This window comes from Clostridioides sp. ES-S-0010-02 (genome assembly GCA_020641055.1).
GTDB lineage: Bacteria > Bacillota > Clostridia > Peptostreptococcales > Peptostreptococcaceae > Clostridioides.
This window is the reverse complement of the sequence record CP067345.1, coordinates 876,785-896,643: the sequence shown is the minus strand read 5'-3', so window position 1 is coordinate 896,643 and position 19,859 is coordinate 876,785. Positions and strand designations below refer to the sequence as shown.

Genomic DNA, 19,859 nt, shown 5'->3' with positions numbered 1-19,859 from the left:
ATATTTTTATCAATAGAATAGAAAAAGTTACCTTAAATAAGGTAACTTAAACTTTTAACACTATTATCACTACTACTTAGCATTATATATTAATTCTTTTATGTTTACTTTTTTCTCTTGTAATCCATTTTTTATTAAGAAGTCTTGTGTCTCCTCAAGAGAAGATATATCTTTGTCTGTTATATCTAAACTAAAATCATACCAAGCATATAATTCTTTAGTTTCTTCAACGCTTAAATCAACTTCTTTTGCTACCTTTTCCATAGCTTCATCAAAGTTATTATCTACATATTCTAAAGTTTCTTTTTCAACTTTCATAAATCTTTCAACTACCTCTGGATGTTTTTCAGCAAAATCCGTACTAACAGCAGTTACTATTATGCCATCTACTAAACCTTCACCATTTGCTACAAGTTTACTTCCAGACTTCATGGCTTTAAGAGCTGCTGGTCCAGCAATCAATGCAGCATCAACACTACCATCAGAAAGAGCTGCTGATGCTTCTGGAATACCCATGTTAACAAACTCTACACCATCCATACTTAATCCTTCTTTATCAAGTGCTGCAATTAATACTTGATGTAATATAGTCCCTTTTGGTCCTGCTACTTTCTTACCTTCTAAATCTGCTGCTGATTTTATTGAATCATTATTTGTTAAAATCATAAATCCTTTTGGTGACCTACTATAAGTGTTTAGTATCTTTAATTCCACTCCATTAGATGCAGCTATCAAAGCTGATGTACCACCTAATGCGTGTAAAAAGTCTATTTCTCCAGCAGCTAAAGCCTGTGTTTGCTCTGGTCCTGTAGTAATTTCATGAAAATTAACTTTTATATTATTCTTTTTAAATTCTTTCCCAAATAAATCATCCTGTTTTTGAATTATAGAAGGTACATTTAGTGGTGATTTTACATAAGTTAAATTTATTTCTGAAAGATTTTCACTATCATTCTTTTTTGCACATCCAGCTAAAGATGCTGTCGCAAGTGTCAATATTGTTATACCTATCAATAGTTTTTTTAATTTCATATTTTTACTCCTTAAAATATTATTAATTTCTTTAAATGCCTTTATTTGATTTCATTGTCATTAAAATATCTTTTTTTAATTTAATATAGTAATTTGAAGTTAAATCTCTATTATAATCATCCTCTATATTAAATTCTTCTATTTTTCTTTCATTTGTAAAAACAACTATTTTCTTGCCTATCTTTAATGCTTCATCAATATCATGAGTTACAAATATTACACCTTTATTGGTTGACTTATGTATTCTTACAACTTCATTTTGCATATCAATCCTTGTAAAATAATCTAGTGCTGAAAAAGGCTCGTCCATAAACAACATATCTGGATTAAAAGAAAGTGCTCTAGCTATACTTACTCTCTGTGCCATACCTCCTGAAAGCTCATTTGGATAAGAATTTTTAAACTTCTGTAAGTTCATCATTTTAAGATATTTTTCTATATCAATACTGTCTTGCTTATTTGATTCACTTACTTTGTTCTTCTCATTTAAATAAATATTATTATCATGCCTATCTTTATTAATGGTACTTTTTGAGTGATTTAATTTATTGAATATTTTATTTAAAAGATTACTTTTTTGTTGATTGTGAAAAGCTATGTTTTCGCTCACATTTAGCCAAGGCATCAATCTACTTTCTTGAAATACAAAACCAACATTAGGTTTATACTCTTTATTATCTTTTACAAACCTAATATCACCACTATTTATATCTTCAAGTGATGCAATTGCCCTAAGTAAAGTAGTCTTCCCACATCCACTTTCACCTAAAATTACAGTTATATGACTTCTGTCTATATCTAAAGAAATATCACTAAGCACTACATGTTCTTCATTATCAACTTTATAACTTTTAGATAGATTTCTGATTATATACCCAGAATTACATACTGTATTACTCATATGCTTCCACCATCTTTCCCTTACTTACCTTTTTTACAATAATTGAAAATATATAGTCTGTAATTATTCCTAGAAGTCCAATTACAATTATTCCTACAATAACAACATCTGTCCTAGACATTTCTTTTCCATCAGATATTAAGTATCCAAGACCAGATGAAGCAGCTACAAGCTCAGCTCCTATAATTGCTCTAAAACTATATCCAAGTGCTAACTTTAGACCAATAGCAATATCGAGAATTGCATTAGGAATAATTATTCTAAATATTATCTGAAGCTTTGACAATTCAAATACTCTACCTACTTCAATTAACTTTGAATCACAATTTCTAATCCCCTTTAATGTACTTGTAAAGATTGGGAAAAAAGATGCCAAAATTATAATTATTATTTTTGATTCTTCACCTATACCAAACCACAATATAAGCATTGGTATTAAAGCAAGTGGTGGTGTATTTCTCAAAAAATTTATTAATGATTTAAAGTACTCATAAACTTTACCATAAATTCCAAAGAATATACCTAAAGGAACACCTATAATTGTACTTATTACAAACCCTATCAAAACTCTTTTCATACTTGCATATACATTAACAAATATTGAACCATCATTTATCATATTTAAAAATGTACTATACACTTTTTCAGGTGGTGGTAATATATATTCACTCCAAATACCAAGATAATTTGTAATTTTCCACAATACAAGAATTATAAAAAATATCAAAACACTTTTTATTAACCTTAAAAGTTTATCATTAATTTTATTGCCCATTTACAAACCATCTCCATTATTACATCCATCTTTACAATAAAACATTTCTACTATATCATACTTATCCTCAGAGCCATTTTTAATTTCTTGTATTTTACTTAATATTTCATCTTCGCTTGACACTTCAAGAACTTTTTCAAAAGAATCCTTAAAATACCCTAATGGAATTGGAGATTCATCTATTTTTCCAAGTGATTTTATACCTTCTTTTTCAGCAAATTCCTTCCATGTATAAAATAGAGCATTATCTTTATACTTAAATTTTTCACTAGCAAAATCTCTTAATTGTGTACATGGACAGGTTACTATTAACATATCCTCTTTACTCTTAATATATTTTTCGTATAAAACTCTACAAGTCCTTACTAATATTGGTTCTATCATAGGAACTTCAAAACCATCTATCAAATTATTTCTTTTTAAAAGATTTATGCTTTCTGGACATCTACAATCTAATATCGTGTTTTCAGTCTTTTTTGCATATTCTTTGTACTGATTCTTTACATATTCTAATTGTGCCTCACATTCAACCATTATGTACCCTTTTTTTATCAAAGTTTCTTTAATAGTATTAAACTTTTCCTCATACATTTTTTCTGCTACTGGATTTATTAGAAGATATTTATTCATAGCTCCTCCTATTATTTAATATTGAATATTATTCTCAACTATTAGTTTAAATGAGTACTTTATTTTTGTCAATATATTAATTTTTTCTTTAAAAAATAATGTTTATTTACAATTTTTCACTTTTTTACTTACAATATTAAAATAATACATTCAATTTATTTTAACAATAAGATATACATTTTACTATTAATCTACTTATAATGACAAATATATAATTAGTTTCGATAATTTGATGTCAATGTTACACATGTAAAAATATACATATTATACAAAAATCAAACTGGGTTTTACCAGTAAACTAAAAAAGTGAAGTCTAATTAATACTTCACTTTTTACAATAATTATAAATATTTTATTTTAATATCATCAACAATCTGTAAAATCTTATCTCTAACATCTATGGGTTCTAATACTTCAATGTGATTTCCAAAAGAGAGCACATATCCATAAATCCAATCATTTTGAGGATACTGTACATTTACAATAAAATTTCCATCGTTATCGTATAATATATTATCAATATCAAATTCATCATAAACTCTATATGCTATATCTTTAGAAATTTTCAATTTTAAAATAATATTTTTATTCTTATCTTCTTTTATCTCTCCCACTTCAATTGGTATGCTTCGTATAAATGTCTGCTCACAAATACAGATATTCTTCATCCTTACGACCTTAAAAATTCTATAATCATTTTTTTGACGACAATAAGCTTTAATATACCATGACTTTTCTTTAAACCAAAGCATAAGTGGCTCTACACAACGTTTAGTTATCTTTCCATAAGTATTTATATACTCAAAAGTTATAATATTACAATCTAATATAGCTGATTTTATCTTTATAAATTTATCTTTTTCTACATCATTACTACACCAATGAGAAAAATCAACAGTTATCCAATTTAAATCTGATTTACAAAACAAGGCTCTAAGTTTTGCTAATGTAGAATTCATATCTGGATATTTAAGCATATTTAAACCCTCTAGTGATGCTAGAATTTCTTTCTGCTCTTGCTCAGATAAAATAGATTTATCAAAAGTAAAATTATCTAAAATACCTATACCACCATTTCTACCTTTATCAGTATAAATTGGAATACCAGAAGATGACAATATTTCAATATCTCTACAAATAGTTCGCCTAGATACTTCAAAGTGTTCAGCTAACTCCTTTGCAGTTACTCTTTTCTTATCTAACAGGATATAAATAATTTCAAATAATCTATTACTTTTCATATAATCACCTCATTACTTTATTATAGTATAAAAATAAAGCAATCTAATATCATAATATAATGCTTACATTTCCCTTTCTACTTCAAAACGCAAAACAGTTTTCAATGACTCAGGAGATACTTTTCTAGCATCACTTATATAAATTTCACGATGTATATAAGATTTTCTTAGAAGCTTATTTTTTTTACAAAATTCACTCATAATGTCAAAGCTTTCTGGTTCATCATCATATGAGCCTATATGAAGCATTTGAACACATAGACCTTCATTAATAGACCCAAATCTAACTTTTTCAAGAAGATTATGTGGTTTCTTCTTTTTTAATATATCAATAGCTTTATTTAACAGGTCTTGTGTAACAAAATCTGGCTGACGTATCATTATAGTATAAATCAAATCTTCTTTAATAAGTATATCTGAACATTTGCTTTTTTCTCCCTTATTCCATATACCTTCTAAAGGAAAAACAGTATAATCAAAATACCCTTCTGGTACAATTCCCTTTTGAGGCATAGTTTTTATTGCATATGCCAAAGAGTAAAGTACTCCTATTGCTTCAGTAAATTCTTTAGTATTTGGGTCTCCACTGCCTTTTAACATGATAAATTTCTGCTCTGGTACTTCAACTATCACAGGATTCTTCTTAGGTAAATATAACTCTTTATCTTTTTTTCTCCATTCATATTTCATAAAAAATACCTCCGTATATACATTTTATACATTGATATTATCATGCTAAAGGTGACATCAGCGTGTCACATTTTATAAAATAAATTATATTATAAAATCTTCATCTTCTAACTCTTCATAGACCCCTTTTTGATATCCATTACCTTTAGTTGAAAAGAAATCATGTGTTTTAGTTTCAGTACTAAGTCCATTTAACACAATTGGATTGATAGCATTTACATTATAGAGTCTTTCAAATCCTAAATTTTCTAAAGCTCTATTTGCATTGTATTTCAAAAAATCTACAACCTCTTCTTCAAGTCCACTATCTTTATATATTACATTTGTATACTCTATCTCATTTTCCATAAGACTAGCAAGTATAGAATACATCTTATCTTCTAATTTTTTCTTATCAGTATTATTAAATGAATTGTATATCTCTTGTGCAAGAAGCCCTATGTATTTACCATGTAAAGATTCATCTCTAAGAATAAGTGATATTATTTCTCCACTAGCCACCATTTTTCCTTGACCAGACAGATACAATGGATAAAAGAATCCTGAATAAAACAAGAAACTCTCCAAAAACACGCTTGTAACCATTGATAAATATAAATTCTTTTGGTTTGTAGTATTTTCATATTGAGCTAGAACTAAATCAGCCTTTCGTTGTAATGTTGGCTCTGTTTCTATCCATTCAAATAAATCATCTATCTCGGAGTTAGAAAGCAAAGTCATAAATATGGAAGAATAACTTTTTGCATGTATTTCTTCCATAGTACCCATAAAAGATAAAACTGCTTTTCTTTGAAGATTATCTGTTAAACCCATCATTGATGGAATTCCATTATTCCCTTGCTTTGTATCCAATAAGGTCAGTCCACCTAACACTTTTTTATATAAGTCTTTTTCATTATCATCTAATTCATTCCATACCTTAATATCTTTAGAGACAGATATTTCTTCAGGAAGCCAAAATTGTTTTACATTTTGTTCCCAAAAAGCCTGTGTGAATCCATCTTCTTCTTTATTCCAATTAACTGCATCATGTGTTTTATGTAATTTAAATGTCATATATTTCTCTCCCTATACTGAACATACTAGACACTCATGAGTATCTCTTGTCATCTTTGTTCTTGTGTAATATAAACTTTTAAGACCTTTTTTATATGCATATATGTAATGTCTAGCTATATCTCTAGTTGTCTTTTCATCTGTAACAAACAATGTTGTTGATATTCCTTGGTCAACATGTTGTTGAACTGTTGATACTAAATCTATAACTTTCCTCATATCCATTCTATATGCTGATTGATAATACAACATATTTTCATTAGTTAAAAATGGCATTGGATATATTGTAGTTGAATCTCCATATGTTCTTACTTCTACTGGCTCAGTAATTGGCATTATACTTGATGTTGCATTTTGGACATAACTAATGCTTTGAGTTGGGGCTACTGCCATTAAATATGCATTATATATACCTTTTTCTTTGACCTCATCCAATAATTTTGTCCAATCTTCTTTTGTTGGTATATAAATACCTTCAAATAATGCTTTTACCTTTTCTAGCTTAGGTAGATAAGATTGTTCATAGTATTTTGATAATACCTTGCTTTTTCTTCCCTTAGCATATTCTGATTTTTCAAACCCTTCAAAAGTTTGATTTTTTTCTATAGCTATTTTCATAGATGCTTTAATTGAATAATATCTAATCATTGCAAAAAATACATCAGAAAACTCTACAGCATCCTCTGAAGTATATAAAATATTTTCTCTTACTAAGTATCCATGCAAATTCATAGCTCCCAATCCTATAGAATGAGATTTGCTATTACTATTATTTACAGTTGGTACTGGCTTTATGTTTGTTTTGTCCGCTACAAATGTCAATGCTCTTATTGATGTCTCAACTGTGCTTTCTATAGTTTTATTGTCCATAACATTTGCTATATTTAAAGAACCAAGATTACAACTTATATCTTGACCCCATTTATTTTCTCCACCATAGCCTTCTATTTCTGAAGATGTTTGATACTGGAAGATTTCACAACACAAGTTAGACATTTTTACCATACCAACCTCTTTCAATGTATGTTCCCTATTGGCTGTATCTATATACACTACATATGGATATCCACTTTCTTGTTGCATTTGTGCTATTTTAGTCAACATTTGTCTAGGATTTATTTCTTTTTTTCTTATATCTTCATCATTAACTAATCTATCATACCACTCACTCATTTCTATCTCATCAAGGTAAACTCCATACTTTTTATACACAGTATGAGGATAAAATGCATAAGCTACTTCATTTTTTTCTGCTAACTCCATAAATTTATCAGGTATAATAGCTCCCAGCGATAATGTAGCAAGTCTTATTTTTTCATCAGCATTTATCTTTTTAGTATCCATCAATAATTCAAAATCAGGATGAAATACTGTGAGATAAACTGCACCAGAACCTTGTCTAGCTCCCATCTGATTAAAATAGCTGAATGATTGTTCCAACATTTTAGCTACTCCAACAACACCTCCAGCTGCACCTTCTATATCTTTAATAGATTCACCTGATGCTCTAAGCTTAGATAAGTTTAACGCAACTCCTCCACCTATTTTTGATAAATGATTTGATGAAGATATCGCATATGAAATACCTTCTGTGCTATCTTCTACAGATAGTAAAAAACATGATACCATTTCTCCTGCTCTCTTTCTTCCAGCATTTAAAAATGTAGGTGTAGCTGGTTGAAATTCTTGTTTTACTATTTTGTCTGCCAAGTTTAAAGCTAGACTCTCATCACCATTTCCTAATGTTAAAGCTACAATTAATACTTTTTCATTATATGTTTCTAATATCTCTTTTCCATCATTACTTTTTAATGCATAATTTTGATAAAATTTATTTGCACTCATATATGATTGAAACTTAAATTTATGTTCCTCAATAAGTTTGTATATCTTTTTAATAAAATCCATGCTATATTTATGTATTACTTCTTCTAAATAATAACCTTCATCCATTAGATACTTCAATCTTTCTTCTAGATTATTAAATTTCTTTAACTTTGGATTTATAAATTCTTCTATGTAACTACTTAGGGCTTCCTTATCCTTTTCCAGTTGATATTTCCCTTGTTCATTTTTAATTATCACTTGATTGTTAAGCTCTATCCAATTCATTATTTACCGTCCTTTTAACATAATCTTGTGCTATAATTTCATTTAATTTACTTATTATTTCTTTTAATATTTATCAGCGTAAATTCCAAAAACAACCTATAATTATAGGGCATAATAAGTATTTTTCAAAAACAAAAGCACTACATATAGTTAGTGCTTTATCTATTATATACTACATATAGTATATACACAAATTTTTTTATATCTAAACTTTTATTATTGTATTACTGATATTATTTTATTCTTTAAATAAAACCATAAAAATGTTTACCCAGTGTTTATATGTTACTAGAGATAATAAATCTTCAATAATATATTTAATATTTTATATATTATTTAGAAGTTTTTTATTCATTGTTATATAATTAAATATATGACTATTTTGCTACTAAATATATAAAAATAAATTTGTGAAGGTGATTTTAATGAAAACTATTTCTAAACAAGAATTAGAAAAAACACTTGAGAAACATTATTTATGGCTTAAAAATAATAACGATGGAGAAAGAGCTGATTTAAAAGAAGTAAGATTAGAAAATATGGATTTAAGAGGATATTATTTAAGTAATATTGACTTTTCCTGGTCTGACCTTATCAATTTAAATTTAGAAAATGCAGATTTAGAAAACTCTAGCTTTAAGAATTCTTATTTTTCAGATTGTTCATTAAAAAATTCTATATTAAAAAATACAGACTTAAGTGGTGCAAATTTTAGATTTTGTAATTTATCTAACTCAGATATTAGAGGTACTAATCTAGAAAATTCTAATTTAGAATATGCTACATTGGATGGAGTAATATCAGATGAAAGTACTCGTTTTTTTAAATTATACTGTCCTGAAACAGGAGCGTTTATAGGCTATAAAAAATGTTTTAATTTTAGAATGGTACAATTATTAATACCAAGTGACGCAAAAAGAGTATCTGCTACATCAAATGCTTGTAGATGTGATAAAGCAAAAGTACTGTCGATTACAAGTATAGATGGCAAAGAATCTTTTAAAACTGCTCGTGCATATGCTGATGAAAATTTTATATATAGAGTAGGAGAAATGGTGGTAGCTGAAAATTTTCATGAAAATAGATGGAAAGAATCAACTACAGGAATTCACTTTTTTTAACTAGAGAAGAAGCTGTTGGTTATCTGTAAAGTATTATTTTTTTATTGAAGTGTGTAATTGAAAATACACAATAAAAAAATGTATTACTAAATAAATATTTTCTAAAAAAGAGTATCTAGAGATTTAAAAAATGCACTTTAAAAATCTCCTTATGATACTCTTTTATATATTTTATCATTTCTAAATATGCCATAAGTTACAATTTACAGTAAATTATTTATATCAATACTATCCACCATTTTAGAAACTTTATCTACATATTCTATATTATTACTCAGACTCTTATAATACTTATTACTCTCACTTTTATTTCTAAATGAATAAACTTTTTTATTTATTTTTAAAGCCTCTTTTATAATATCTATATTTCTTTTATTAGTTTCTCCTACGCTAAATCCTGTGTCTATTATAATCTTAGAATTATTTAAATTTCTAATAGCCAAATCGAAACTTTCATCACTTATTGACTCAAATGGCTTTTCTGTAAACAACTTTATGCCCATAGTCCTACCAATTTCATAATCAATATCATTTTCATGTATTATGCCAGAATATATACCTATGCCTCTTTTAGTAAAAGCTCTGTAGATTGGTGTTGCTTTACCACCTCCACCAATTATAAAAACTTCATTTTTTGATTTATTGCTAATTTCTACTGCACCTAATAAACTATTAAAATTTTTATCCTCTAATTCATAGAGTGAATTTATCATATTTTCGTCTACCATATCTTCTGGCTGACCATAAGCTATAACTTTGTTATTTTTTACAAGAGCAACCTTATCACAACTTTTTAGTGCTATATCTATTTCATGTAATGAAAGTATTACTGATATTGATTTTTCCTTACTTAGTTTTTTTAGTATATTCATAAGTTCCAATCTATGCTTTATATCTAAATGGGTTGTAGGTTCATCTAATATGATTATTTCTGGCTCTTGAACTAATGCTCTTGCAACCAAGACTTTTTGTTTTTCACCATCACTAAGTTCATCAAAATATCTTTTTTTTAAATGAAGGGCATTTACAGATTTTAATGAATCATCCACCATCATTAAATCTTTTTTAGAGAGATTTCCAAAAAATCCTGTATAAGGATATCTCCCCATATTAACTACATCTTGTACAGTCATTAAATCTCCTAATAATCTATTTGTAAGTACTAAAGCCATCATTTTAGACAATGTCTTTCTGGATATATGCCTTATATCCATATCGTTTAAATATATTTCACCTTTTATCGGTGTTATAAGTTTAGATAGAGACCTTAATATAGTAGTTTTCCCAGCTCCATTGCTTCCCAAAAGACATAATATTTCTCCTTTTTTCACCTCTATGTTTATATCACTTACAACCACTTTTTTATCATATCCAACACTTAAATTGTTAGTTTTCAACATGTCTAAGCCCTATCCTTCCTTTTCATCAATAACATTATTACAATTGGAGCACCTAATAATGAAGTTATTGCACTTATTGGTAATTCTATTGGTGACAAAATTACTCTGGATACTAAATCACAAAGAGCTGTAACTATACTTCCTAAAAGAATTACTACTGGTATCAATACTCTATTGTCTGATGTTTTAAATATCAATTTTGAGATTTGTGGTACTGCAAGACCAATAAATCCTATAGGACCTGCAAATGCTGATACTATTGCCGCTAGTATACTAGATATAAATACTACCAAAAATCTAAAAAATTTTATATTTACACCAATACTCTTTGCATATTCTTCTCCTAGTAAAAAAGCATTTAAAGGTTTTATTATGAATATAGTCATCAAAAGACCTAATATCCCAACTATCATAAGTATTTCTACTTTTTCCCATGTAAATCCGGAAAAACTACCCATAGACCACATAGTAAATTCCTTCAATTTTTCATTATTTGCAAATGATTGTAATATATTTGTAATTCCACTACATACATAGCCAGTCATAATTCCTATCACCAAAAGTGTTGTTATATTTTTTACTTTGCTGGCAAATAGAATAACTATAGACATTACAATTAAAGCTCCTACAAATGCTGCTATAAATATACTCATTGAATTTATACTTTCAAATCCTAATGTATATCCTCCTAAAATCATAAGTGCTACTGATAAAGTCGCTCCTGAAGACACCCCTAATATATATGGTTCAACTATTGGGTTTTTAAAAAATATCTGTAGTAAAATACCAGATACTGCTAAACATGCACCTCCCACCATAGTTGCAAGGACTCTAGGAATCCTTATATTATAAATTATTTTATAGTGTTCTGTACTATCCATTCCTCTTAATACAACATCTATTATTTCTTTAAATTCGATTTTTACAGAACCAAATGCTACACATATCAAAAAAGTAAGTATTATACCTACAATTAAGGTTATAAATATAGTAGTCTTTTTAATTCTGTTTTTATTGGTAAAGTCCATCTATATACTCCTCTTAATAAAACTAGATTAACTCAAATTTATAAAGTTTTCTTGTTAATTTAATCTTATTTATTATTTATCATAATTTATATAATGCTTAATCTTTTCACCTGTAGTACCTGGATGAAATATTTCAACTAAATCCACTATTAATTCATCTGTCTTATCCACTGATTGATAATAATCCGGAGCAAACACCCATAAATTTCCATTTTTGACAACATCTAAATCAGATAACACTGGTGCACTAGATTTTATAGACTCTAAGTTTGGTGCATAATCTGAACTTGATGAATATACAAATATATCTGCATCTTTTGCCACTTCATGTAATTGCTCAATACTTACTCGCCCTTCATTTGAATCGATTGAAGCACAAGCATTTATTCCACCTGCCATGTTTATCATATTATCTACATATGAATTTTTAGGTGCTATATAAGCATTCCCTTCATATACAGATGCCCATACAACTTTAGGTTTACTTTTGTTTTTTATTTTTTTACTAACCTCTTCTATTTTTTGTACTGTTTTATCTAATTCACTAGTAGCTATATCCTCTTTATCATAAAATGCAGCTATCAAGCTTGTCCACTCCATTCTTCCAAATGGATTTTGTTCCTTATATTCATTATCTACAACATAGTTAAGTCCCAATTTTTCTAATTTATCTATAAATTTTGTATCCGCTTCTGATAAACCACTACTCACTATAGTCAAGTCAGGATTTAAGTCTACTATTTTTTCATAATCTGGTGCTAAATTTGAACCAACATAATGTATCTTCCCATCCTTCATTAAATTTTTAATTTCTTTGATAGTCCAATATTGTTCTTCTGTTGTTACTGCTTTTATACTATCTAACTCACCTATTGTCCTTAAAGAACAAGCTTGTGTTGTAGATACTATCAATACATTATCCACAGGTGTTCTAACTATATTTGCATTCTTGTATTTTTCAGGTATTTTTATCTTTTTAGGAATCAAAATTAGTTCTCTATTATCTCCATCAACAACCTTTTTAATTCCATCTTCTAAATTCTCAACACTAAATCCACTTGCATATTTTAATTCTAATTTTTTCCCATTACTAACTTGTTCATTAGTTTTGTCTTTTTTGCTACAACCTACAATACCTCCTGCCAAAAAAATTACCATTACAACTAAAAAAAACTGCTTTAAAACATTTGACTTGAATTTCATCACTTTCACTCCATTATTTTATTTTTTATGAGTGGCTACACATATTTTAAAAAAATATTTTACTAAAATTAATTTTATAAATATAGCTTTTTAGCAAAATAAAAAACCTCTCCTAAATTAGAAAGGAGAAGCTTCTATATCAATTTTATAAAAAATGAATTGATATCTCATTTTATTATAAACTACAATCTCCACCCTAAATTGTATTTATGTAATACTGGGCAGGTCTCCTGACTCACGGCCTGTCCTCCATCAACCTTCCCAAAATTATTATGAATCTCAGTGGATTTGATTTTGTATCCGTATACAGTAGCGGGGGCTGTAGTGAATTTACATCACTTTCCCTATTAAACTAAAATAGTACCCTAGTATTATTTACATTTAATTTTTCATTAAGATAATTGTAGTTTATTGTTAATTACTTTGCAAGGTTGATTTAATATATCCACTCAAAAAGAGGGCTTAAAATGACTATAAAAATCAATCTAAAACCCTCTTTATCTTCTTAGTTTATATTTAATTCATCCATCAAAGTTTTAATTTTACATACTTGATTTTCATCTGGTTTTATAAATGGAGCAGTTACGTAGTCACTTATTTCTAATCCTCTAATATTCATAGCTTTCTTCATTGCTGGTATAAATGGATTTGTTATTAAATAAAAATCCATTGCTTTATTAATATATTTTTGAATTTCGATAACTTTATCCATATCCTTATTATTATAAGCTTCAGCCCATTTAGAACATACTTCTGGAATTAGATTTGATAATCCTCCTATACATCCTGCTCCTCCAGACATTAAGTTGTGTATAAAATTTTCATCATATCCACTGTATATCTTAAAGTTTGGGAACTCTGTTTTCATAGTATTTATTAAATCTCTAGTATGTCCCATTAAAGTTACTGTATCTTTATATCCAACTATGTTTTCATGCTTTCTTGCAAGCTTTAATGTAAGTTCTGGACTTAAATCATAACCAGTTCTATCTGGATAATTATATAGGTATATTTCAGCATCTGTGTTCTCAGCTATCTTACTATAAAAAAGTTCAATACTATCATCATCAAGCGAGAAATAATAAGGACTTATTATCATAACTCCATCTGCTCCACTATTATGTGCATAATTTGAAAGTTCTATAGACTCATCTGCACACATACGACTTGTACCTATAAACACTTTAACCCTCTTATCGACATGATTAACCACTAAATCTATAAGTTCTTTTTGCATATCCATAGACATATTAAAGAACTCTCCAGTACTTCCCATTATAACTAGACCATCTACTCCCCCATCTATAAGGTAATCATATACTTTTTTGTTTCCTTCTCTATCTAAATTTCCGTCTTCATCAAATATTGTAACAACTGGTGTCAAAAATTCTGCTTTCATAATTTAAACTCCTAAAATTTATTTTGATATGTTCATTTAATATGCTTATAGCCTATGTTTTAAGATTATATATAATAAAACATTTACTTAACATAATTTTTCAATATTCCAATACTTTCAATCTCACATTCAATTACATCTCCACTATTCATATATAGAGGAGGAGAAAAGCCCATCCCTACTCCAGAGGGTGTTCCAGTTGCTATAATATCCCCTGCCTCTAAAGTCATCCCTTTTGAAAGTTCTGAAATTATATCTGAGATATCTGATATGAATAACTCTGTATTAGAATTTTGTCTTTCTTCATCATTTACTCTACTATATACATTAAGTTTTACTGGAAAAGAAACTGCACTTTTATGTAAGATACATGGCCCTAAAGATGTAAATGTATCTAATCCCTTTCCCCTAAACCATTGAACATGTTCTTTTTGCAACTTTCTAGCAGAAATATCATTTATCACAGTGTAACCAAAGATATAATCTTCTACATCTTCTTTTTCTATATTAACACCTGTTTTACCTATTACTACTCCAAGTTCAACCTCATAATCCAACTGATTATTTATATCAAAGTGAGCATCTATCTCATCTTCTGGACCTATCGCCTTTGTCACACGTTTTGTAAAATAGACTGTTTTCTCAGGTTCTTCAAAGCTACTATCAAAATGAGTTTGAGTTTCTTCAAGATGTTCTTTATAGTTTACTCCTACACATAAAATATCGTGTATTGGCTTTTCTATAGGAACATGTATAGTGCACTCCTCTTTTTTAAAAACATTATAGTTATTAAATGATTCTTCACTTATAATATTTTTTAACTTAATAATATCATCCTGAGATATACCTTGAATTAAATCATTTACATCTATAAAAAATTTACTAAGACTTATGGAATTGACATCAATAACAAACAATTCATCCTTTGAGAGAATTCCTACCTTTTTAGATGTATCTTCTATACTACTAAAACTAACAAACTTCATACTATCACCCTTTAGTAAAATTCTAAGTGCATACTTTTTTAAGTCTTATATTTTATACATAATTACATACTCTAGCTATTGCCATTTCAGTATATCCAAGTGATTCTGCTTTTGATTGCTTACCATTTGCTACATCTACAACTAGATTTAATAAATCATCTGTCAATTCTTCCATTGTCTGTGGTCCATATATAACTGGACTAGCATCAAAATCCATATTATCTTCCATATTTGCAAAAGTTATTTTATTTCCAGTTATTTTTATTACTGGAGCTATTGGATTTCCTGATGGAGTCCCTCTCCCTGTACTAAATACTACTACTTGAGCGCCTCCTGCAACCATACCCGCAACAGATGAGGCATCATTTCCTGGTGTATCCATTATTACAAGACCCTTCTTATCAATTTGCTTTGCATAATCATATACTTCACTTATTACTCTGTGCCCACCTTTGTGTATACAGCCTAGTGATTTTTCTTCCAAACTTGTAAGTCCACCAGCTATATTTCCAGGAGATGGATTTCCTTCTCTAACTTCTTCTCCAACTAATTTTAATGAATTTTCATATCTATGTACTATATGTAGTATTTTTTCTTTTACTTCTTCATTTACTGCTCTTCTAGCTAATATATGTTCTGCTCCTATAAATTCAGTAGTTTCACTTAAAATTGAAGTAGACCCTAAATCAACAAGTCTATCACTTAATTCTCCTATTAGCGGATTAGCAGCTAGCCCACTTGTTGGGTCAGACCCACCACATTCAGTCCCTAATATAAGTTCAGATATTGGGAATTCTTCTTTTCTAAGTATAGAAGCTTCTTGTGCCATTTCTCTAGCACAACGAACAGCTTTTTCTATAGTTTTTAAAGTTCCATGTTCTTCTTGTATTACAAGAGTCTTTATTGGTTTATTTGTTCTCTCTTTTATTGCATCAACTACCAAGTCATTTTGACAATTTTCACAACCTAAAGACACAACTATCACACCATATACATTAGGATTTGCTGCATATCCAGCCATAACATCCATAGTTAATTGTTGGTCTGAACTTACTTGAGAACAGCCATTTTGATTATTAAAAGTAACAGCTCCTTGAACTTGTGAGGCTATAATTCTCGTTGTATCTGATGCACACACACTTGTAGGTAATATTAATATGTGATTTCTTATGCCAACTCTTCCATCTGGTCTTTTATATCCATAAAATTTCATATTGATTTCCTCCTAAAATAGTCTATTTATCATACTTTATTTGATTTTCTTGTACTATAAATTTTATTCTTATTGCTAATTAGATAACTATAATCCTACTTATTTAATCATTTAATACTAAATATGACTTTTATTGAATTATAAATGTTACTTTATATGTTCGATACAATTTGTTTATCTAAATCTTCTCTAACACTTTTAACATTGTGAATATGTACATGTTGACCAATTTTTATTTCTTGATTAGCTTCTCCTATGTGTTCTCCATATTTAGTAACTTTATCTCCCTCAGCCATATCCTTTATAGCCAATTTATGATAAATAGTTATATCATCTAAAGCTGTTATTGTCTTTATCGTTTTATCTTTTAATTTAAAATTAATTTCACTATTCTTAGATATTGCCTCAATAGCCACTGCAACATTATCTTTTTCATCAATTATCACTGCATTTATCATTATCTTTATTCTCCTTTATAAATAATATAGTTTTATTAATATACAAAATCATCTTAGCAATTATATATCTGTATTCATCAGGCTACTATTGTCCCATCATCTTTTTGTTTTGGGAATTTAGGACATCCATATTTCTTCGCCCACCAGCTAGTTATAAGAGGAACTAATATTGCAGTAACAACTACTGCAGCTGCTACTTGAGTTGTAGCTGTTGCAACATATGGTTGCCATGTTGGGTCAACTAATGCAACAGCAGCAGGAACAGCAATTGCATTCCCTGCAGTTGTAGCTACAGCCCATCCTGCATACCCTGGACGTTTACCTATAAATCTATCACAGAATACTATAAATATACCTCCTACAAACACAGATATTAATCCAAGTAATACTCCAGATAGTCCTCCTTTTAATATACTTGCAAGATTTATGCTACTTCCAAGTGCAAAACCTACAAAGGGTACTAATAAATTACATCCTGGTTCTAAAAATTCTTTCATCTTTTTGTCAAAATTACCTATTATCATACCAACAAGTATTGGTACGATTGCAGCTAATAATGACATTAATGGAACATTTGCAAGTCCTGAAGTCCCAAGAGCTATCAATGTAAAAAATGGACCATCATTCAAAGTAAGTAAACTCATAGTTGCACAATCTGTTTCATCTCCATATGAAGTCATTAATGAAAGATATATACTACCATTACTATTTGTAACTGCACTTATAACTGCCAAAGTTGTAAGACCTAATACTCCATCCATTCCAAATAATTTTCCTATAAGTATGCCTATTAAAGCACCTATAGCAAATTTAGAACCAAGAAGTATTCCTCCTCTTTTTAATACTTTTGGCATTTCTTTAAATTGAAGCTGAGTTCCAAGACATACTAGTTGAACCCCTATTATAGTTGCAGAGCCAACACTTGAGAATACTGCTGTTGTAAATGAACCTATTTGTACAATATCTGGGCAAAATGTATTAATGAAAGCTGCTATAAACATTGGAACTATCATCATACCTGCAGGAATTTTTTTAATAAAATCCATTATCATAAAGTTACTCCTCCTAAAACATGATATTTAATTACTTGTATTAAATTTTTTAGCTTTAATTTTAACGGCCGTTTCGGTTCGTATTTAAGAACTAAGTTTTTATTTACGAATCTTTGAATTAATGATAGCATTTTCCCAATTATGAGTCAATAAAAAAAATAAATTTTTGTCAAAATTTTTTCAAATTATCTGATAATATAGCAATAGTTAGCAATTATCTTCATTATATGCAAAATATAAAAAGTAATTTTTCTCATTTCACATCTATATATCCCAATTTATATAATCTAAATTCACAATATTTCGATATTTTCATATAAAATACGATTATTATTGTCTTATCTTAAATTATATAGCTAAATACAGTTCACTTTCTCAGGTATATTTTGGAAATTATTTCAAGTTTTTAGTATGAATTTTCATCAAAAAAATCATCTATAAATATTTATAATTAAAGCTTATTTGCACATACTGTCATATATTTTATTTCTACATTGTAAATTATCACACAGTATGCTAAAATCAACATATTCTAACACTTTAAATTAACAAAGATAGGGGGAAATTTATGACTTCAGATAATCATCGCCCAACAGCTAGGATATTAGATATTTTAGAAGCATTAGCTGAATCTGAGAATGGATATACTCTTACAGAAATAGCAGATGCTATCAATGCTCCAAAAAGTAGTATCTTTCCTATAGTTCATACACTTAATGCTAGAAAATACATTACTATTGATAAAAATACGTCTAAATATTCCATAGGTATACGTTCTTACACATTGGGGTCTTCGTTTTTTGAAAAAAGAACTATTTTTAACTACATAATTGATGAAATGACTAATATAGTTAATTCTTGTTCTGAAACTTGTCAACTTGGTATACTCGACAATAACGAAGTTCTTTATATTGGAAAAGTTGACTCTCCAGAGCCAATTAGACTTATTTCTTATGTTGGTAAAAAGATACCTGCTAATTGTACAGGTCTTGGTAAAGCACTTTTATGTGATTTTGATAAGGAAAAACTAATAAATTTATATCCAGACGGATTAAAAGGATTTACAAAAAAATCAATTACTGACTTTGATATTTTATATGACCAGCTTCTTGAAGTTCGTGAAACTCAAATAGCTTCAGAATGTGAAGAATCAATGGAATACCTAAAATGCCTTGCTGTACCAATAAGAAAAAACGGATGTATAAGGGCCGCTGTTAGCGTAACACTTCCACTTTTTAGGTCTAGTGAAGAAAAAATAGAACTGATAAAAAAATTACTTCTAAATGCACAAAAAAATATTCAATCTATGATGGAAGAACGTAATGAAGATATTATAATAAATTAGATTGATAAAAACAAAGTTGCTGACTTAATTACAGCAACTTTGTTTTTTTATGCTCTTTTTTATTTTTAATATTTTTATTGACATGATAAAAATACTATGTTAAATTCTAATCATAATCGTAATTACGAACTTAGTTCTTATATAAAAACTCACAATATATATTTTAACCTCAAAAACCAATATCTAATATGTGAATTAGTATAAGACTATTGTAGGT

The 19,859-nt window shown here is 28.3% G+C and carries 17 protein-coding genes, 1 pseudogene and 1 riboswitch; of the genes and pseudogenes, 2 read left to right on the top strand and 16 right to left on the bottom strand.

The genetic code is table 11. From position 1 onward, the window contains the following. Nucleotides 1–72: 72 nt before the first annotated feature. From JJC01_04475 to nrdE, 8 genes are all read right to left on the bottom strand, one after another. On the bottom strand, nucleotides 73–1,032 hold the full coding sequence (locus JJC01_04475; GenBank protein UDN59122.1) for an NrtA/SsuA/CpmA family ABC transporter substrate-binding protein: 960 nt from the start codon (nucleotides 1,030–1,032) through the stop codon (nucleotides 73–75). Nucleotides 1,033–1,063: 31 nt separating this feature from the next. Further along, entirely contained in the window at nucleotides 1,064–1,933 is an 870-nt protein-coding gene (locus JJC01_04470; GenBank protein ID UDN59121.1) for an ABC transporter ATP-binding protein, read from the bottom strand. Then, nucleotides 1,926–2,708: an ABC transporter permease gene (locus tag JJC01_04465; protein ID UDN59120.1), complete on the bottom strand. Its 783-nt coding sequence runs from the start codon at nucleotides 2,706–2,708 to the stop codon at nucleotides 1,926–1,928. The genes JJC01_04470 and JJC01_04465 overlap by 8 nt, the downstream gene beginning before the upstream one ends. Then, nucleotides 2,709–3,338: a hypothetical protein gene (locus JJC01_04460; GenBank protein UDN59119.1), complete on the bottom strand. Its 630-nt coding sequence runs from the start codon at nucleotides 3,336–3,338 to the stop codon at nucleotides 2,709–2,711. It abuts the gene before it with no gap. A 341-nt stretch (nucleotides 3,339–3,679) separates the two neighbouring features. Next, on the bottom strand, nucleotides 3,680–4,579 hold the full coding sequence (locus JJC01_04455; GenBank protein ID UDN59118.1) for a YafY family transcriptional regulator: 900 nt from the start codon (nucleotides 4,577–4,579) through the stop codon (nucleotides 3,680–3,682). 63 nt (nucleotides 4,580–4,642) lie between these two features. Next, nucleotides 4,643–5,269 carry a GyrI-like domain-containing protein gene (locus tag JJC01_04450; protein UDN59117.1) on the bottom strand — a complete coding sequence of 209 codons (627 nt, stop codon included), beginning with the start codon at nucleotides 5,267–5,269 and terminating at the stop codon, nucleotides 4,643–4,645. An 84-nt stretch (nucleotides 5,270–5,353) separates the two neighbouring features. Next, nucleotides 5,354–6,325 carry a class 1b ribonucleoside-diphosphate reductase subunit beta gene (gene nrdF, locus JJC01_04445; GenBank protein UDN59116.1) on the bottom strand — a complete coding sequence of 324 codons (972 nt, stop codon included), beginning with the start codon at nucleotides 6,323–6,325 and terminating at the stop codon, nucleotides 5,354–5,356. A gap of 12 nt (nucleotides 6,326–6,337) precedes the next feature. Then, on the bottom strand, nucleotides 6,338–8,437 hold the full coding sequence (gene nrdE, locus JJC01_04440) for a class 1b ribonucleoside-diphosphate reductase subunit alpha (protein ID UDN59115.1): 2,100 nt from the start codon (nucleotides 8,435–8,437) through the stop codon (nucleotides 6,338–6,340). 425 nt (nucleotides 8,438–8,862) lie between these two features. Between nrdE and JJC01_04435 the strand changes: the two are divergent. Beyond that, a pseudogene (locus tag JJC01_04435) lies at nucleotides 8,863–9,587 on the top strand (pentapeptide repeat-containing protein). Between the two features lie 174 nt (nucleotides 9,588–9,761). Here the strand turns inward: JJC01_04435 and JJC01_04430 are convergent. From JJC01_04430 to JJC01_04395, 8 genes are all read right to left on the bottom strand, one after another. Next, complete coding sequence (locus tag JJC01_04430; GenBank protein UDN59114.1) at nucleotides 9,762–10,958, bottom strand: ABC transporter ATP-binding protein; 1,197 nt, start codon at nucleotides 10,956–10,958, stop codon at nucleotides 9,762–9,764. 2 nt (nucleotides 10,959–10,960) lie between these two features. Beyond that, nucleotides 10,961–11,986, bottom strand: a complete 1,026-nt coding sequence (locus JJC01_04425) for an iron ABC transporter permease (GenBank protein UDN59113.1) — start codon at nucleotides 11,984–11,986, stop codon at nucleotides 10,961–10,963. Between the two features lie 72 nt (nucleotides 11,987–12,058). After that, nucleotides 12,059–13,189, bottom strand: a complete 1,131-nt coding sequence (locus JJC01_04420) for an ABC transporter substrate-binding protein (protein UDN59112.1) — start codon at nucleotides 13,187–13,189, stop codon at nucleotides 12,059–12,061. 202 nt (nucleotides 13,190–13,391) lie between these two features. Further along, a riboswitch (cobalamin riboswitch) is annotated at nucleotides 13,392–13,572 on the bottom strand. Between the two features lie 122 nt (nucleotides 13,573–13,694). Then, on the bottom strand, nucleotides 13,695–14,588 hold the full coding sequence (locus tag JJC01_04415; GenBank protein UDN59111.1) for a dihydrodipicolinate synthase family protein: 894 nt from the start codon (nucleotides 14,586–14,588) through the stop codon (nucleotides 13,695–13,697). An 83-nt stretch (nucleotides 14,589–14,671) separates the two neighbouring features. Further along, nucleotides 14,672–15,574, bottom strand: coding sequence for a fumarylacetoacetate hydrolase family protein (locus JJC01_04410; GenBank protein UDN59110.1), 903 nt, complete (start codon nucleotides 15,572–15,574; stop codon nucleotides 14,672–14,674). A gap of 52 nt (nucleotides 15,575–15,626) precedes the next feature. After that, nucleotides 15,627–16,787, bottom strand: a complete 1,161-nt coding sequence (locus tag JJC01_04405; GenBank protein ID UDN59109.1) for a UxaA family hydrolase — start codon at nucleotides 16,785–16,787, stop codon at nucleotides 15,627–15,629. 152 nt (nucleotides 16,788–16,939) lie between these two features. Continuing rightward, a complete protein-coding gene (locus JJC01_04400; GenBank protein ID UDN59108.1) occupies nucleotides 16,940–17,245 on the bottom strand; it encodes a UxaA family hydrolase in 306 nt (101 codons plus the stop codon). 77 nt (nucleotides 17,246–17,322) lie between these two features. Beyond that, complete coding sequence (locus JJC01_04395) at nucleotides 17,323–18,297, bottom strand: 2-keto-3-deoxygluconate permease (GenBank protein UDN59107.1); 975 nt, start codon at nucleotides 18,295–18,297, stop codon at nucleotides 17,323–17,325. Nucleotides 18,298–18,865: 568 nt separating this feature from the next. Between JJC01_04395 and JJC01_04390 the strand changes: the two genes are divergently transcribed. Further along, entirely contained in the window at nucleotides 18,866–19,642 is a 777-nt protein-coding gene (locus JJC01_04390) for an IclR family transcriptional regulator (protein ID UDN59106.1), read from the top strand. The last annotated feature ends 217 nt before the right edge of the window (nucleotides 19,643–19,859 follow it).

What these genes read in the sequence shown, in the direction of transcription:
- JJC01_04455 (UDN59118.1), bottom strand. Translation starts at nt 4,579, where the DNA reads ATGAAAAGTAATAGATTATTTGAAATTATTTATATCCTGTTAGATAAG.
- nrdF (UDN59116.1), bottom strand. Translation starts at nt 6,325, where the DNA reads ATGACATTTAAATTACATAAAACACATGATGCAGTTAATTGGAATAAA.
- nrdE (UDN59115.1), bottom strand. Translation starts at nt 8,437, where the DNA reads ATGAATTGGATAGAGCTTAACAATCAAGTGATAATTAAAAATGAACAA.
- JJC01_04400 (UDN59108.1), bottom strand. Translation starts at nt 17,245, where the DNA reads ATGATAAATGCAGTGATAATTGATGAAAAAGATAATGTTGCAGTGGCT.
- JJC01_04390 (UDN59106.1), top strand. Translation starts at nt 18,866, where the DNA reads ATGACTTCAGATAATCATCGCCCAACAGCTAGGATATTAGATATTTTA.
- JJC01_04460 (UDN59119.1), bottom strand. Translation starts at nt 3,338, where the DNA reads ATGAATAAATATCTTCTAATAAATCCAGTAGCAGAAAAAATGTATGAG.
- JJC01_04405 (UDN59109.1), bottom strand. Translation starts at nt 16,787, where the DNA reads ATGAAATTTTATGGATATAAAAGACCAGATGGAAGAGTTGGCATAAGA.
- JJC01_04425 (UDN59113.1), bottom strand. Translation starts at nt 11,986, where the DNA reads ATGGACTTTACCAATAAAAACAGAATTAAAAAGACTACTATATTTATA.
- JJC01_04395 (UDN59107.1), bottom strand. Translation starts at nt 18,297, where the DNA reads ATGATAATGGATTTTATTAAAAAAATTCCTGCAGGTATGATGATAGTT.
- JJC01_04420 (UDN59112.1), bottom strand. Translation starts at nt 13,189, where the DNA reads ATGAAATTCAAGTCAAATGTTTTAAAGCAGTTTTTTTTAGTTGTAATG.
- JJC01_04430 (UDN59114.1), bottom strand. Translation starts at nt 10,958, where the DNA reads ATGTTGAAAACTAACAATTTAAGTGTTGGATATGATAAAAAAGTGGTT.
- JJC01_04475 (UDN59122.1), bottom strand. Translation starts at nt 1,032, where the DNA reads ATGAAATTAAAAAAACTATTGATAGGTATAACAATATTGACACTTGCG.
- JJC01_04410 (UDN59110.1), bottom strand. Translation starts at nt 15,574, where the DNA reads ATGAAGTTTGTTAGTTTTAGTAGTATAGAAGATACATCTAAAAAGGTA.
- JJC01_04450 (UDN59117.1), bottom strand. Translation starts at nt 5,269, where the DNA reads ATGAAATATGAATGGAGAAAAAAAGATAAAGAGTTATATTTACCTAAG.
- JJC01_04415 (UDN59111.1), bottom strand. Translation starts at nt 14,588, where the DNA reads ATGAAAGCAGAATTTTTGACACCAGTTGTTACAATATTTGATGAAGAC.
- JJC01_04470 (UDN59121.1), bottom strand. Translation starts at nt 1,933, where the DNA reads ATGAGTAATACAGTATGTAATTCTGGGTATATAATCAGAAATCTATCT.
- JJC01_04465 (UDN59120.1), bottom strand. Translation starts at nt 2,708, where the DNA reads ATGGGCAATAAAATTAATGATAAACTTTTAAGGTTAATAAAAAGTGTT.